The 15,646-nt window shown below is 59.3% G+C and carries 17 protein-coding genes; 6 read left to right on the plus strand and 11 right to left on the minus strand.

Translation table 11 applies throughout. The features are described 5' to 3' along the window. Positions 1–10: 10 nt before the first annotated feature. The 7 genes from ALB80_RS15810 to ALB80_RS15840 all read right to left on the minus strand — a co-directional run bounded on the left by ALB80_RS15810 (position 11) and on the right by ALB80_RS15840 (position 8,483). Positions 11–1,321 carry a pitrilysin family protein gene (locus ALB80_RS15810; RefSeq protein ID WP_050605064.1) on the minus strand — a complete coding sequence of 437 codons (1,311 nt, stop codon included), beginning with the start codon at positions 1,319–1,321 and terminating at the stop codon, positions 11–13. Then, positions 1,318–2,658 carry a pitrilysin family protein gene (locus ALB80_RS15815; protein ID WP_050605065.1) on the minus strand — a complete coding sequence of 447 codons (1,341 nt, stop codon included), beginning with the start codon at positions 2,656–2,658 and terminating at the stop codon, positions 1,318–1,320. Before ALB80_RS15815 ends, ALB80_RS15810 begins: the two co-directional genes overlap by 4 nt. 81 nt (positions 2,659–2,739) lie before the next feature. Then, positions 2,740–3,255: a DUF3035 domain-containing protein gene (locus ALB80_RS15820; RefSeq protein WP_050605066.1), complete on the minus strand. Its 516-nt coding sequence runs from the start codon at positions 3,253–3,255 to the stop codon at positions 2,740–2,742. Positions 3,256–3,305: 50 nt separating this feature from the next. Continuing rightward, positions 3,306–3,782 carry a signal peptidase II gene (lspA, locus tag ALB80_RS15825; RefSeq protein ID WP_050605067.1) on the minus strand — a complete coding sequence of 159 codons (477 nt, stop codon included), beginning with the start codon at positions 3,780–3,782 and terminating at the stop codon, positions 3,306–3,308. Continuing rightward, positions 3,782–5,371 (minus strand): bifunctional phosphoribosylaminoimidazolecarboxamide formyltransferase/IMP cyclohydrolase, encoded by a 1,590-nt coding sequence (gene purH / locus ALB80_RS15830; protein WP_050605068.1) that lies wholly within the window; start codon positions 5,369–5,371, stop codon positions 3,782–3,784. Before purH ends, lspA begins: the two co-directional genes overlap by 1 nt. A 22-nt stretch (positions 5,372–5,393) precedes the next feature. Next, entirely contained in the window at positions 5,394–7,133 is a 1,740-nt protein-coding gene (locus ALB80_RS15835; RefSeq protein WP_050605069.1) for a heparinase II/III family protein, read from the minus strand. Between the two features lie 90 nt (positions 7,134–7,223). After that, on the minus strand, positions 7,224–8,483 hold the full coding sequence (locus ALB80_RS15840) for an RsmB/NOP family class I SAM-dependent RNA methyltransferase (protein ID WP_050605070.1): 1,260 nt from the start codon (positions 8,481–8,483) through the stop codon (positions 7,224–7,226). Positions 8,484–8,571: 88 nt separating this feature from the next. Between ALB80_RS15840 and ALB80_RS15845 the strand changes: the two genes are divergently transcribed. Further along, positions 8,572–8,754 (plus strand): DUF1674 domain-containing protein, encoded by a 183-nt coding sequence (locus tag ALB80_RS15845; protein WP_050605071.1) that lies wholly within the window; start codon positions 8,572–8,574, stop codon positions 8,752–8,754. A gap of 4 nt (positions 8,755–8,758) precedes the next feature. On the opposite strand, the gene ALB80_RS15850 is transcribed toward ALB80_RS15845, so the two are convergent. After that, the gene (locus ALB80_RS15850) at positions 8,759–9,613 is read right to left on the minus strand and encodes a LysR family transcriptional regulator (protein WP_050605072.1); all 855 of its coding nucleotides are present in this window, start codon (positions 9,611–9,613) and stop codon (positions 8,759–8,761) included. Positions 9,614–9,711: 98 nt separating this feature from the next. Between ALB80_RS15850 and ALB80_RS15855 the strand changes: the two genes are divergently transcribed. Genes ALB80_RS15855 through ALB80_RS15865 form a run of 3 tightly spaced genes read left to right on the plus strand, consistent with a single transcriptional unit; the run spans position 9,712 to position 12,100 of the window. Then, positions 9,712–10,848 (plus strand): TauD/TfdA family dioxygenase, encoded by a 1,137-nt coding sequence (locus ALB80_RS15855; protein ID WP_050605073.1) that lies wholly within the window; start codon positions 9,712–9,714, stop codon positions 10,846–10,848. After that, complete coding sequence (locus tag ALB80_RS15860) at positions 10,845–11,435, plus strand: HD domain-containing protein (RefSeq protein ID WP_050605074.1); 591 nt, start codon at positions 10,845–10,847, stop codon at positions 11,433–11,435. Before ALB80_RS15855 ends, ALB80_RS15860 begins: the two co-directional genes overlap by 4 nt. Beyond that, entirely contained in the window at positions 11,432–12,100 is a 669-nt protein-coding gene (locus tag ALB80_RS15865; protein ID WP_050605075.1) for an ureidoglycolate lyase, read from the plus strand. Before ALB80_RS15860 ends, ALB80_RS15865 begins: the two co-directional genes overlap by 4 nt. On the opposite strand, the gene ALB80_RS15870 is transcribed toward ALB80_RS15865, so the two are convergent. From ALB80_RS15870 to dapB, 3 genes are all read right to left on the minus strand, one after another. Further along, positions 12,087–12,764, minus strand: coding sequence for a DUF2306 domain-containing protein (locus ALB80_RS15870; protein ID WP_172677904.1), 678 nt, complete (start codon positions 12,762–12,764; stop codon positions 12,087–12,089). The genes ALB80_RS15865 and ALB80_RS15870 overlap by 14 nt on opposite strands. Before the next feature lie 147 nt (positions 12,765–12,911). Next, complete coding sequence (locus ALB80_RS15875; protein WP_050605076.1) at positions 12,912–13,472, minus strand: hypothetical protein; 561 nt, start codon at positions 13,470–13,472, stop codon at positions 12,912–12,914. 88 nt (positions 13,473–13,560) lie between these two features. Next, a complete protein-coding gene (gene dapB, locus ALB80_RS15880) occupies positions 13,561–14,370 on the minus strand; it encodes a 4-hydroxy-tetrahydrodipicolinate reductase (protein WP_050605077.1) in 810 nt (269 codons plus the stop codon). Between the two features lie 90 nt (positions 14,371–14,460). On the opposite strand from dapB, the gene rbfA reads away from it, so the two are divergent. Both rbfA and ALB80_RS15890 read left to right on the plus strand, forming a co-directional pair. Beyond that, a complete protein-coding gene (gene rbfA, locus ALB80_RS15885) occupies positions 14,461–14,856 on the plus strand; it encodes a 30S ribosome-binding factor RbfA (protein WP_050605078.1) in 396 nt (131 codons plus the stop codon). Beyond that, positions 14,853–15,596, plus strand: coding sequence for a phosphodiester glycosidase family protein (locus ALB80_RS15890; protein ID WP_050605079.1), 744 nt, complete (start codon positions 14,853–14,855; stop codon positions 15,594–15,596). Before rbfA ends, ALB80_RS15890 begins: the two co-directional genes overlap by 4 nt. The last annotated feature ends 50 nt before the right edge of the window (positions 15,597–15,646 follow it).

Raw genomic sequence — 15,646 nt, forward strand, 5'->3', positions numbered from 1 at the left:
CCCTTCCAGTTCAGTTCGTTGTGTCCAGACCAACCGGTTTGCCAACGACAGTAAAGTGCAAGCCATCCGGGTCGAGCAGTTCGGCAGCGACACGGTTCACGTCTTCCAAAGTCACCGCGTTCACCTTGTCATTCCGGGTGGCAATATAGTCGATTGGCAGACCTTCCATCTGCATACCAACCATGATCCCGGCAATCTGTCCGTTGCCATCAAAGCGCAACGGATAGGCGCCGGTCAGATAGGTCTTGGCGTCGTCCAGTTCCATCTGCGTCACGCCTTCAGTGGCCGCACGAGCCCATTCATCCCGGATCACCTCAACCGCTTCGGCAATACGATCGTTCGCAGAGGACACAGACCCCAGATAGACCGAGGCCAGATCCTTGGGTACCAGATAGGTTCCGACGCCATAGGTCAGGCCGCGCTTTTCTCGCACTTCCTGCATCAGGCGGCTTTCGAACCCGCCACCGCCGAGGATGTGGTTCAGGACAAACGCCGCAAAGAAATCCGGGTCGTCCCGATCAATGCCAGCCTGACCGAACAGGGCCACCGATTGAGGTGTGTCAAACTCGACGACGCTGACACCACCGGGAATAGTCACATCTGCTTTGTCCGGTATGGGTTTACCGGTCTCGGGCAAATCGGCAAGCAAGGTATCAAGCAACACACCCAGTTCTTCCGCGGTGATGTCGCCCACGGCTCCGACATACAGGCGGTCTTTGGCAAACACGCTGTCATACGCGGCCACCACGTCATCCCGAGTCAGGGTCGAAACGCTTTCGATCGAGCCCTTCCCTTCGGACCCGTACGGATGGTCGCCATAGGCCATCTTTGCAAAGTTTAGGCCCGCGATCTCATTCGGGTCGGTCTGATCCGAGCGCAATCCCGACAGAATCTGTGCGCGCACGCGGTCAATGGCATCCTGATCGAATCGCGGCTCGTGCAGCGTGGTTCGCAAAAGGTCGACCACCTCATCCCGGTTCTCGGTCAGAAAACGCGCCGAGATCGAAACGGTATCGTCGCCTGCGTTATATTTGAAGGACGCGGCCAGCGCTTCAAGTTCACGGGCATAGGTTTGGGCGTCCATATCGCCTGCGCCTTCTTCGATCAGGCCGCTCATCAAATAAACGGCACCGCGCTTATTCGGATCATCCAGAGAGGTGCCACCCCGAAACCGCAGTTCCAGCGCCGTGAAGGGAATCGAGTGATCTTCGACCAGCCAGGCTTTGATACCGCCGGGCGAGGTCACTTCTTCGATCTCGATCTCAGCCAGGGCCGGCAGAGCAACCAGACAGGCAATCAGAGTTGCAAGAAACCGTTTCATTGCGTCACCTCATCATCGCGCATCAGCCAGCCTGTGACCGATGTCTCGGGTTGCAGAACTTCGCGGGCGGTGGCGATGATTTCATCACCGGTCACCGCCTGAAGAATGTCGGGCCAAGCCTGCACATCCTCTACCGTCAGGCCGCTGGTCAGGGCACGACCATACCGGTTGCCGATCCCATCCACATTGTCGCGGGCATAGGTTTGTGACGCGCGCAGCTGCATCTTGATACGGTTCAGATCGTCTTCGTTCACACCTTCGGCAATAAAGTCGACCACGGCCTGATCCATGGCATCTTCTGCCTCTTGCAGGGAAACACCTTCGGCCGGAACAACCAACAGATCGAAGGTCGTGTCATCCAGCGAGACGCCGCGATAGAACGCCCCTGCATAGACAGCTTTTTGCTCATCAAACTGAAGCTTTTCGTTCAGATACGACGTGGTGCTGCCGCCCATCAACTCGGCCAGCAAAAACAGGGCTGCGGCCTTTTCCTGGTCACCCGGATCGCGTTCCGGGGCCAGATAGCTGCGTTGCACATAGGGCTGCGCGACGCGCGGGTCCTTGTAGGTCAGGCGTCGTTCGGCCGTGTGTGGCGGTTCTTGCGACCGCACCCGCTCGGGCAAGTCCGCGTTGGCCGGGATCACACCGTAATACTGCTCGGCAAGGGCGCGGACCTCAACAGGCTCAACATCACCTGTGACCACCAGAATGGCGTTATTGGGCGCATAATGGGTCTGGTAAAACGACAGCGCATCTTCCATGTCCAGTTCTTCCATCTCGTGCATCCAGCCGATGATCGGCACGCCGTAGCGATGGTTGAGATATTGCGCGGCATTCATCTGTTCGCCGAACAATGCACGTGGGTTGTTCTCGGTGCGCTGGTTGCGTTCTTCAAGGATCACGTCACGTTCGGTCAGAATATCCCCTTCACTCAGGCGCAGGTTCCGCATCCGGTCGGATTCCATCTGCATCATCAGTTCCAGACGGTCGGCAGCAACGCGCTGGAAATACGCCGTGTAGTCATATGAGGTGAACGCGTTGTCATTGCCGCCATTGGCCGCGACGGTGGCCGAAAACTCGCCCGGGGCCAGCGTATCGGTGCCTTTGAACAACAGGTGTTCCAGGAAATGCGCCACACCGGACGACCCGATCGGCTCATCCGCGGATCCGGCGCGGTACCAGACCATGTGTTGCACGACAGGGGCGCGGTGGTCTTCGACCACGACGACATCCATGCCGTTGTCCAGAGTGAATGTGGTGACCGCTTCTTTTCCGTCCTCGGCAAAAACCGGGGTGGCGGCGATCAGGGCAGCCGATAAGGCCAGGGCCCGAACCATGGGGCATCCTCCGTTTCGTTTCTGGTATTCAAACTACGGTGGTGCGGCCCGGGTTCAAGCCCGATGACGGAAAGTTAAGAATTATTCACCCGGCGGCGATGACGGGGTTTCAATCCCGGCATTACGCGCGGCGTTGGTTTCCGCATAGGGATTTATGGATTGCCGCTCGTAGACCTGCCCATAGCGGTCAACAGGGAACAGGCGCAAACCGGTCCAGCGGCCACGGCGTTTTCGGAACGCGGCATCTTCGGCCTCGACAACCTGGCGCGCATCGGGTGACACACCATACCGGCTGGAGGCCGTGACCAATGCCGCGTCTGAAGATGGCACAGCTGTATTTGGGTTCAAAGCCGACGCATTGCCACCCAGCGCAGCCACGGCGTCAGCGTTCGGATTCGGATCCGTCAGGTTTCCACCGCCGGGCGTAGGCGCGGGCAGAAATGCATAATCCTGAGGCTGCGTCAGCGGTTTGACCGGCAAAACCGAAAACTCGTCCGGACCGGGTCCCGGAGGCGCCAGATCCCGCAGACCAGGATTCGAACATGCCGCAACCGCAGCGGCAACAGTCAGAACAATAATGGCGCGCGGCATCCGCATTGGTGTCTCCAGCCTGTTTAAGGCGCTTTTATCGCATTTCATTCGGCGCGTCACGAGGGCTTTTTGCCATCAGACAGGACCAGCCCAATGGCCCCTGCAAAAATAAACACATCTGCCAGGTTGAACACAAACGGGTTGTTGATGCCGCAACAGGACATGTTCAGGAAATCCAGAACGAACCCGTAAAGAACCCGGTCCACCACATTCCCAAGCGCTCCGCCGATCAAAAGACCAGCGCACAAGAGCATGAGATTCGATGTGGCCGTGCGGCTGAGCCAGACAAGAACTCCGACACAGATTGCAACCGAGATGCCGATCAGCACCCAGCGCGCAGTGTCGGAGTCGCCCTGAAACAGGCCAAAGTTGATGCCGCGATTCTCGCCGTATTTGAAGACAAGAAACGGCGGCAGAACGTCGATGCCACTTGGCTGCTCAGCCACGCGCATAACATGAACGACCAGATACTTGCTGATCTGGTCGATCGCAAAGGCAGCCAAAGCCGCCCAGAGAAGCAGGCGAGACCGCATCAGTGACGGAAATGCCGCATACCGGTGAAGACCATGGCCAGCCCGGCCTCATCTGCGGCTGCAATCACTTCGTCATCGCGCATGGACCCACCGGGTTGGATGACGCAGGTTGCACCGGCCTCGGCGGCTTCCATCAGACCGTCTGGGAAAGGGAAAAAGGCATCCGATGCGACAGCAGATCCGATGGTCAGCGGTTGGGGCAGGCCCAGCACATCCGCCATCCGCTCGGCTTTCTTGGCCGCGATCATGGCCGAATCCACGCGGCTCATCTGGCCCGCGCCCACACCCACAGTCGCGCCATCCTTGACGTAGACGATGGCGTTGGATTTGACATGTTTCGCCACTTTCCACGCAAACAGCAGGTCACGCATCTGTACGTCAGTCGGGGCTTTTTTGGTGACGACCTTCAAGTCATCCATGCCGACAAATCCGTTATCCTTGTCCTGTACCAGCAGGCCTCCGGCCACCTGACGGACGGTTTTACCACCTGCTGTCACATCAGGCAGGCCGTCGGTCGTCAGCAGGCGAAGGTTCTTTTTGGCCGCAAAAATCGCCTTGGCTTCGTCAGTAGCATCCGGAGCAATCACGACTTCGGTGAAGATGCCGGTAATCTCTTGCGCGGTTTCTGCATCCAGCGGCTGGTTAAGCGCCACGATCCCGCCGAAGGCCGAGGTTCGGTCGCAGTCAAACGCGGCCTTGTAGGCCTCAAGCAGGTTTGCACCTGTGGCCACGCCGCAAGGGTTGGCGTGTTTGATAATGGCACAAGCCGCGCCCCGAGCGGGGTCGAATTCAGCAACCAGCTCAAACGCAGCGTCCGTGTCGTTGATGTTATTGTAGCTCAGCTCTTTGCCCTGATGCTGCACGGCGGTGGCCACACCCGGACGATTCGTGCCGTCCGTATAGAAGGCAGCCTGCTGATGGCTGTTCTCGCCATAGCGCAGGGTCTGTTTCAACTCACCGGCAAAGGCGCGGCGCTTAGGGGCCTCAAGCTCCAGCGCATCGGCCAGCCAGTTGGATACGGCGGTGTCATAGGCCGCGGTGCGGGCATAGGCCTTTTGCGCCAGCTTCCGGCGGAATTTCGGACAGGTCGCACCGTTGTGCTGATCCATATCGCCCAGCAGTTTGTCGTAATCCTCAACGTCCACGACCACGTTTACAAACGCATGGTTCTTGGCCGCCGCCCGGATCATCGCCGGACCGCCAATGTCGATATTCTCGACGCATTCATCGTAACCTGCGCCTTTGGCAACGGTGGCCTCGAACGGGTAGAGGTTCACCACCAGCAGATCAATTGCACGGATGCCGTGTTCGTTCATGGCCGCAACATGGGTGTCATTGTCGCGCAACGCCAGCAGACCACCATGCACCATTGGGTGCAGGGTTTTGACGCGGCCATCCATCATCTCGGGGAAGCCGGTGACCTCGCTGACATCCTTGACCGCAAGCCCCGCATCGCGCAGCGCCTTGGCCGTGCCGCCAGTCGACAGCAGCTCGACCCCGCGCTCGGCCAGCGCCTTGCCCAGCTCGATCAGCCCGGTTTTGTCGGATACGGAAAGCAACGCGCGGCGCACGGGGTGAAGATCGGTCATGGGTCCAAAGGTCCTTTTGGCGTCAGTCGAATTCTGGCTCGTCCCGGTGCGTATCGCGCACGGCATAGGCTGTGTCCTGTGCCTTGCTCAGAGTCCACCGGATGCGCGTCGCATACTCCATTGCGCGGCCAGATAGAACGATCTGTTTTGTCGCGCGTGGCTTTAAACGCCCTTTTTCAAGGTAAACGCTTGGCTCTACGAACAATTTTCCAACGCCATCATGGCGGAAAACCCAGATCTCACCGCTTTTGAGCGCCATGGACACCGCCGCCCCGCCCAGATCTAACGCTGCATCCACGTCCGGATGTAGATGAAAGCGGATATCAAACCCGATCCCCTTGAGCCCCGAGGCGTCCAACGCCTTGTCAAATTGGCGCTTTGCCTTGTCGGTCGCAGTCAGCAGAATATCCTCGACCATCAGCTCACGACCATCGAACCGCAATTCAAAGGTCCGCGCATGGGTCAGGCCGAACACTTTGCCATACCCGTCATGCCCGGCCATGAAGCGGACACCTTCAAATGCATCTTCGAAATCAACAGGCACGTCCTGCGGCGCATCCACTAACGCCTGACTTTCGCGGCCGGGCATGGGATTGGCCAACCGGGCGCTGGAGAATCCATCCAGGCACAGTGTCGAATGCGACGGCGTTGCCCGCCCGGCGCGGCGCCATTCCAACCCGAAACTGGCCCCAGACCCGCAATTCACAATCAACGGACGCCGCCCCGAAGTCAGCTCGAACGCCAGAGTAGAGGCGTGGGCATTGAACGACGCGGCACCGGTAGGCGGCGCACTGGCATCCACGATTACGGTGGTGCGTGCAGCGGACAGGCGGGCGTAGCCCATCGGTAATTCCGTCGCCGCCTTATGTTTGACGCCACTTTGTGCAAGGGCTTGTTCCAGACGTCCCTCGACACCGCGTCCGCCACCATGGAACCGCGCCAGCGCACCATCTGCATGGCGCAGGCTGCGCAGGGTCGGCGCAATCCGCTTGATCGCATTGACCTGCGCGACAGGCGCACCGCGCCCCAGATTATTCAGTGCCGCCGTGGTCCAGCTGAGCAGTGTGAACACTTCCAGCAATTCCTCTGGGTTTCGGGTGGGAATACCGCCCTGCGCGTCCACCTGCCTGTCGCATTCGCCGGCCAGGGCGCGCAAGGCTGGATCAGCCATATGCTCCAACCCTTCCAACGCCAAACCGGCCTGCACCAGCCCGGCCAAAGCTTCGAATCGGGGCAGGCCCGGGGTCGCAGCCTGCCAGCGTTTGGACAGGAACCATGTCTGTTGGGCAAGCGAGCGAAAGAACAGCTTGCTTTGCTTTTCATCTGCACCTCGCAGGAGAAAGATCGCGTGGTTGATCCAGCGCATGACCCGCCGACCGGTCAGGTCAGGCACCCAACCGGGGCCTTGCCCGCGACCATGCGCTTCAATCCAGCCCCAGACCCAACGTTGCGCCTTTTCGCGCGCGCGCATGTCTCCGACTGCGGCCAGATCGTCCAGCCACGCGAAACCATGGCGTTCATCATCAAAGCCAGCGCTTGGGGCCGTGACATCCCACAGGCCGGTATCTTCCGCCTCGACCAGATACCCGGCGAACAAAAGGTTTCCGGCGACCAGCTGTCGTCCGCGGGCAAACGAGCCCACAGTGCGCGGATCAGGTTGCGCTACAAATCCCGTGACCGCCTTTTGCCGTTGGCTCAGACGCGCGTAGAAACGGTTTTGAAACCGCATCCACCGACTGGTCATGGTGTCCGAGTTCGACATGTCTCGCGTTACTCTGCCCCTTGCGCTCTGCTGGCGCTTGAGACCCAACGATAGACCGCGCCGATCGTCAAGTCATCGAAAAGCGTACACTCAGGCGGATTTGGTCAGACAGGCAATATAGAACCCATCCATGCCACCATTATCCGGCCAGTAGTCAGGTCGCAGACGCAGGCCGCCCTCGTCGGTCATCCAGCCAGCTTCGACACCCGGTATGTTCAGTGCGTCGCGATCCACGCTCATATCGGGATACATCTCCAGCGCCTCTTCGACCTGCACCTCACCTTCATCCGGCAACAAGGAACAGGTGCAATAGACCAGGCGTCCACCGGGTTTCAGCAAGCCCCAGGCATGGGCGAGCATCTGGGACTGAAGTTCAATCAATCCACCGAATTCAGACCCATCCTTGGCAAACGGCAAATCTGGGTGCCGTCGGATCGTACCCGTGGCCGAACACGGCGCATCCAGCAGGATCGCGTCGTACTGGCCTTGATGCTCCAGCGCATCCCCAACAACAACCTCCGCCTTCAATCCGGTCCGTGCAAGGTTTTCACGCACCCGGTCCATCCGAGAGCCCGACACATCCAGCGCCGTAACATCCGCCCCGGCGGCGGCCATTTGCATCGTTTTACCTCCGGGCGCTGCACAAAGGTCCTGTACCTTCTCGCCCGCCTTGGGCGCCAGAACGCGAACCGGCAAAGCAGCCGCCGCATCCTGCACCCACCAATCCCCGGCTTTGTACCCCGGCAGGGTCGAAACCTGACCGGCATCCTGCAAGCGAATTGAGCCTGTCGGCAACACATTGCCCGAAGGGCCTGCCGCTCCCGGTTTCACGGTCAGATCAAGCGATGCACCGGCGAAATGCGCCTGCTCCATCCCGGCCACGGCATCCGCGCCCCACGCCATGATCAGGGGATCGCGAAGCCATTTTGGCAAACGTGGGACACGCATCTTGGGCCAGGCTTCCGGCCCTTCGGCTGCCACTTTGCGCAGAACTGCATTCACAAGGCCCTTGAGACGCCCATGCTTGCGCGAACGGCTGATGATCTCGACCATCGAATTCACCACGCCATGCGCGGCTTCACCGTTGCACAGCTCAACCGCGCCCAATCTCAGCGCGTTATGAACCGTTAGGGCGGGTGTGCGGTTCAGATGGTTGTCCAGCAACCTGTCGGCGCGTTCCAGTCCGCGCAAGGTCTCCAACGCCAACCGCTGAGCACGCGCGCGATCTTCAGGCCCCAGCCGGTCCAATGCGCCCGCTGCGAGACATTCGGGCAACAGGCGGCCTTCCCCAAGGACCTGATCGAGAAGATAGATTGCGCTGCGCCGTGCTGCAGTTGCGCTGTTTTCCATTGTACCGCCTTCATGTGACCTGCGCCCGCATTGCCATTGGCGGACGCGGGCGTATATCAAGACGCAGCACGGAAAGGAAGCCGATGTCATGACTGACGACCGCAAAGATCTGCCCCCCGCCGCCCAGCGCGCACTGGCCGAAGCGGAAGAGCGCCGACGCAAAGCCGAAGCCGAGGCCAAGGAACTGCCCAAGGAACTGGGCGGACGCGATGGGCCGGACCCCGCCCGTTATGGTGATTGGGAAAAGAAGGGGATCGCCATCGATTTCTGAGCGATCAGCCGCGCAGCGCCTGCAAGAAATCCTCGATCAAGGCGCGCTGTTTCTTGGACTTTGCCCGGTCTTCGGGCCATGTCAGCCAATACCCGTCTTTGGTTTGAAGTTCAGGCTGGTCCAACCTGCGCAATCGCCCCTCTTGAAGATCGGCCGAGGCCAGAGGAACCGACCCCAGCACCACACCAAGCCCGCGCCGCGCCGCCGAGATCGAATGCTCCATCGAATCAAAACTAATTTGGGACGGCGGTACATCCTGTTGATCGCATTTCTGAGCCCATTCTCGCCAACCGGGGCGTTCACCACGCAAATCGATCAAAGGTGCGCCCCAATCGACACCCGGGGCTGCCATGGGCACCAGTACCTCGCGCGCAATCAAGGCCGCATCGCGCCCTACCCACATGCCTCGGCCATATCGGATTTGCAGCCACGTGCGTTCTTCATCCAGCGAAGACCGCCGTGCAACCGAGTCCGTCATCACCCGCACCTTGGGCCGCAACTGGTGGAAGGCAGGTAGAGCAGGCAGGACCAGCGCATGAATGTTCGAAGACAATCCGGCCACCCGCAACTCACGCGGGGACTTCCCGAACAAATCCTCTGTGTTGCGCTCCAACGCTTGCAGGCTGTCTTGCACTAGCGGCAAATAGCTCTCGCCTTCCACAGTAAGCGAAACACCCCGTGCCTCGCGCACGAACAAGGATCGGCCCAGCCAGGCTTCAAGATTGCCGATCCGTTGGCTGACAGCGGCCTGTGTCAAACCAAACTCTTTGGCTGCGGCCGAGAACCCACCCAAACGCCCCGCTGCCTCGAACACGCGCAACCAGTCCAGAGGTGGCAGTCCGATCTTCTTTTTAGCCATAAGATTTTCCAAGCCTCAGCCGAAATAAGGATTAATTGTCGTAATGCCACGAACAGCCTATCTGCTCAACCAAAGCCCGCGCTGAACAGGAGACCCCCATGCTGCGCTCTGCCACCCACGACACCTCGGTCGTCACCGTCGCGTTTGACACCGGAACCCAAGCCCGCTTTCACGCCATCTGGCTGCGCGACAACGCGCTGGACTCCGAAACCCGCGCGCCCGGAAACGGCCAGCGTCTGATCACCATCGGCGATATCCCTGCAAACATCTCGGTCAGTGCAGCCGAGGTTGTTTCGGGCGGTTTGCAGGTCACGTTCCAGCCTGAAGGCAAGACTGTTACCTTCCCGGCCGACTGGCTGGCCGAACACAGTTACGACCGCGATCAAGATGTTGCACTAGGTCGTATCGCACCGGGTATAACGACATGGGAACGCGGCATCGAAGCACCCAGCGGCGATTGGAACGAGGTCCATGCCAGCCCTGCAGCCAAGCGCAATTGGCTGGCTTCTGTGGCAGAATTCGGCTTCGCCAAGTTGACGGGCGGGCCAACCGAGCCGGAATCGTTGCTGAAAGTTGCGGGTCTGTTCGGCTATGTGCGTGAAACTAACTATGGCCCCTATTTCGAAGTGCGGACCGAGGTGAACCCGACCAACCTCGCTTATACCGGACTGGGTTTGCAGGCCCATACCGATAATCCCTATCGCGACCCGGTACCTACGCTACAAATCCTCTATTGTCTTGAGAACTCAGCAGAAGGTGGCGACTCGATCGTGGTCGATGGTTTTCGCGCTGCCGAAAAACTGCGCGCACAGAACCCCGAGGGTTTTGCCCTACTGGCAGGCCACCCAGCACGGTTTGAATACAAAGGTTCAGACGGGGTCTGGCTGCGGTCGCGCCGTCCGATGATCGAGCTGTCTCCGGATGGAGAATTGATCGGCATCCGCTTCAACAACCGTTCGTCCGCGCCTTTCGTGGACGTACCATTCGACAAGATGGAAGCTTATTACGCCGCCTATCGTCAGCTAGGCGAGATCATCGACGACCCGGCCATGGGCGTGTCGTTCAAACTGGAACCGGGTGAAAGCTTTATCGTCGACAACACCCGCGTTCTGCACGCACGGCTGGGCTATTCCGGTGCGGGTTCGCGTTGGTTGCAGGGGTGTTACGCCGACAAGGATGGTCTGCTGTCGACACTGGCTGCGATGCAGATGGCCCAACCGGAGGCAGCGGAATGAAACCCGATTTCTCAACTTTGAACAGGGAAAACATCGTGGCCTTCATCGGCGACATCTTTGAACGTCGCGGCGGCGAAGAATATTTGGGGGAACCCGTCACCATGGCCGAGCACATGCTGCAAGGGGCCACCATCGCCGAGCAGAACGGTCAACCCGAAGAAATTATCGTCGGCGCGCTACTGCACGACATCGGGCACTTTACGTCCGAGTTCGGCACTTATCACCCCGACGACACCGAAGACCGCCATCACGAGGATGCAGGGGCCGAAGTGCTGGAGCAGTTCTTCCCCTCGGTCATCACTGATTGCTGCCGTTACCACGTGGCGGCCAAGAGGTATCTCTGCGCCACTAAACCCGAATATTTCAACCGCCTGTCTGCCGCCTCGGTCCATACATTGGAACTGCAAGGTGGACCGATGAGCGCCGAGGAAGTAGCAGAATTCGAAGCCAACCCGAACCTGAAAGAGATCATTCAAGTACGCTATCTCGACGAGGCCGGGAAACGCGCGGAAATGGAGACCCCCGATTTCACCCATTTTGCCCCGATGGTGCAGCGCATGGTCGACAGACATCTGGGAACAACATGACTGCGCCCGAGTACATTTTCGAAGCCAGTTCCAAGCCATCCTTGCCGTGGCATGAAGTTCCCCTGATTAGGGCAACGGAAGATACGGTCAAGGGTTATGGCTGCCTTGTCGATGACCCTGAATCCTTTGAAATCGAAATAGTGCGCTGGCCCCAGCAAGGCTGGCGCCCCATCGACGAAGGAACAGGTGACGAAGGTGGCTGGGTCGAAGGCACGTTCAAATGCGATTGGCAGGGCGATGTCCTGTATGGCGAAAACGAAGCGGTCAAAGGTCACTACGTTCTTGGCTGGTCTGCCGATCCTCAGAACGCGCAGACGGACCAGCAAACCACGCCACGGGATCAGGTGCTTCTGTGGCACATGAACTACCACCCGGATGGAGGGCAGATGTTCTGGCCGCTGGACAACAAGCCTTTCATCGTGCCTGCTGCCCTTCCCGGAGATAACCTGACCCCCGACAAGGTGGTGGCATTCTGGTGTGACGGATCGCGCGGTTTGTATATCCACCCTGGCATCTGGCACGAAGGGATTTTCCCGGTCGAAGACAATCAGCGCTTTCTTGACCGTCAAGGGGCCGTTCATGCCCGGGTCAGCGCGGATATTGGCAAGGAATTCGGCGTGTATCTGGCCTGCCCATTGCGCGAAGACAAGATCAGGGACCTGTAAACAAATCCCCTTGATGCCCTGACCGTCTGCGCACGATCCAAACCTGCACGGCCAGCAAATACGGCACGTAGAACGCAAAGTTCTGAACCAGATCGAAAGGGCCCGAGAAATCGGGCTCTGACCCAAGACCACCGGTCGCCAGATACCAAAGTGTGTAATGCACCCGATACAACCACGACCCCAGCGCCAGCCAGAACAGGCGCAACCCCCAGCTCCAATGTCTTGCGCGATCCCCGGTCAGGGCCATGCGCGCCACCATCAAGGCCGCAGTGAACAGGCAGAGGCCATACAGAAAGAAGGCAGCAGACATCACTGGGCCGCCGATTGTTCCGCGTAATGGGATATATGTCATGCCCGCCGCCCCGGTCATCAGCGCCAGCGCAACCAAGCCAGTTCCCAACGCGCGGTGAAATCGGTTGTACCTGAGGCGAAGGCCATTCAGCAATTGAAGCGGCACAAGCATAAGCAACAATGTGCCAGCCAAGATGTGCAACGTCATGGCCGTATTGGCGACAATCTGGCCATCGGCAAACAAGTAGCTTTGCGTGGCTGCTTTGTCCGACAGCCCAACGCCAATCATACCAAACCCATGCACAACAAAAGGCAGTAGCGTCAGATAAAACAGCGCCAAAAGAAGGCCCGACACCACTCCAGATTTCAACATACCCATAGCAGAACTTTAGCTTTGAAAGACGATCCGTCTACGAGGATAAAAGTCAGAACTCGAATCTTGACATGCAAACACGGCAATTGCTGTTTTAACCCCCATTCAAAAAGGCGGTGAGGCGTCATTGAACCGTGCGACCGGCAGTCACTCGTGATCAATCGAATGCGAGCTCGGTGATGGCCGTGTCCTGATAATGTGTTCCGGGATAAACTTCAGTGATCTCAAAGTTGACCCACGATACTGGACCATAGTCGGCAAGCGCAGATGTGCCCTGCCAGCCGGCGGCTGTGCAGCCGGAGTTGCTGTGGCAGGTGGCTGTCCTTTTCGACGCAACCAGCCACGCTCAACAGCCGCGAGGCGTTGATGTTGCGGTTGGTGCGTCACTGACCCCTCTGCTGGCAGCGTGGCCCAAAGAGACTGCGCTTCTTCCAGGTTCGCTCCGAGTGCTGCCAGGATGAAGCCTGCGTATTCGTCTGCTTCCAATTCGGTCGGCGGACGTGATCCTGTACCGGTAATGGTATGCCCCTGCAGATGATGACCGACCTCATGCGCCATGACGCCATATAGCTGCCAGCGCGCATTGGGGTCCGCCTCGTACTGCGCCAGCCATTCGGGGTTGAATGCCAGATAGCGTTCGCCGTCTATGATGACCGCAGCAGCGTTACCAACTTCATCCGTTTCAACTACCTGATAATTCGGCACCATACCTGACGTTCTCTTGTTGAAGTCAGTCTGGGTTTGTTTTTCTGCAATCGTAAAGGGTTATGAATGCGAAACAGGGTTGTAGACTGGCTCACAACCCCAGCACGTCCACCATATCGTATTGTCCGGGTGCCTTGCCCTGCCCCCACAGCGCGGCCTTGAGTGCACCACGGGCAAAGATCGCGCGGTCGCTGGCCAAATGACGCAGGACGATGCGTTCTCCGGGCGCGGCGAACAGCACATCATGTTCACCAACAATGTCGCCGCCGCGAATGGCGTGGAAGCCGATGTCACCGCGCTTGCGCGCGCCGGTGATGCCATCGCGACCCCGATCAGACACATCCGCCAGCTTGACGCCGCGCCCCTCAGCAGCCGCCTCGCCCAGCATCAGTGCCGTGCCCGAGGGCGCGTCAACCTTGTGGTGGTGATGGCCTTCGATGATCTCGATGTCGAAATCTTCATCCAATGCCGCAGCAACCTTTTTTGTCAGTTGCACCAGAAGGTTCACGCCAAGGCTCATATTCCCGGCCCGCACGATCACTGCATGGCGCGCGGCAGGTTCCAGCGCCGCGATTTGCTCGTCGGACATGCCGGTTGTCCCGATCACGTGGACACAGCGCGCCTGCGCAGCCAGAGCGGCAAATTCCAAAGTCGCTTCGGGCGCGGTAAAATCGATCACCGCTTGCGCCTGTGCGAATGCTTCCAACGGGTCATCGGTCACGATGACGCCCAGCGCCTGCCCGCCCATGGCCGTACCCACATCCTGACCGATCCAGTCATGCCCTTCGCGCTCGACCACGCCAACCAGACGCGCCTGATCGCTGTCGGTGACAGTCTTGATCAGCATCTGCCCCATACGGCCCGAAGCCCCTGTGATGACGATCCCCGGAATATGGGTCATTGCGCTGGTCCTTTCTCGAATTCGGCTCAAAGCCTCCTACCCCGTTCGCGCCCGCTTGGCAAAGCCCCGCTTTGGGCTTAGATCGGAGATATGGCAAAGAACAAATTCCACGATGGCCCCGGCCCGTCCCAACGACAGCTGCGTGTCGGCGAACTGATCCGCCGCACACTGTCCGAAGTTCTGGCGCGCGGAGATATCCACGACCCCGACCTGAACCGCATGTCGATCACCGTAGGTGAGGTGCGCACCTCGCCCGATCTGAAGATCGCAACCGCCTTTGTGCTGCCCTTGGGCGGTAAGGGGCAGGAGGACGTGATCGAACTGCTCGCCCGCAACAAGGGTGAGCTGCGGCGCGTGATCGGCAAAAAACTGAACCTAAAATTCTCGCCCGATCTGAGATTCCGTCTGGATGACACGTTTGACCGTCTGGACGACACCCGCCGCATGTTCCAGCAGGACGCGGTGCGCCGCGATCTGGACGAGTGATCCGCACTTTAACGACATTGGGCGCGATCTTGTGCGCCACACAAGCCTTTGCGGTTACGTGCGAAAATCTGACCCATGAGGAACTGCGTTATACCGTCTGCGAAGTCGACGCGTCCGCCGCAGACCTGCGCTTGTTTCTGAATGGCGAAGACGGCGAAGTGCTGGGGCATTTCTCCTCGGTCAACGAGGCACTTGCGCCCGAGGGCAAACGGCTGGCTTTTGCGATGAACGCGGGTATGTATCACGACGACCGCTCGCCCGTTGGCCATTACGTCGAGGACGGGCAAGAGCAGATGCGGGTAATCCCGAACCCCGGTCCTGGAAATTTCGGCCTGCTGCCCAATGGAGTGTTCTGCATCCGCGACGGGCGCGCCGATGTTTTCGAGACGCTGGATTTCGTGGATCAAGCCCCCATCTGCCGCTTTGCCACCCAATCCGGCCCTATGCTGGTGATCGACGGCGCACTGCACCCTCGCTTTCTGCCCGATTCGACATCGCGCTATATCCGCAACGGCGTGGGTACCAGCGCCGATGGAATGCGGGCCGTTTTTGCAATCTCTGAGGATTATGTCACCTTCCATGAATTCGGCAGCCTGTTCCGCGATGTGCTGGATACCCCGAACGCGCTGTTTCTGGATGGCAATATCTCGCGGATGTATGACCGGGCGAGTAACCGCTCGGATCTGGGATTCTCGTTGGGGCCCATCGTCGGCGTAGTCGAGGATATGCCTGCAAATTGACAGGGCGGGTATGATCCGCTAACTCGCGCGCCTCAGCAAAGGGCAAGGTG

Source organism: Ruegeria sp. 6PALISEP08, assembly GCF_001238295.1.
Lineage (GTDB): Bacteria > Pseudomonadota > Alphaproteobacteria > Rhodobacterales > Rhodobacteraceae > Ruegeria.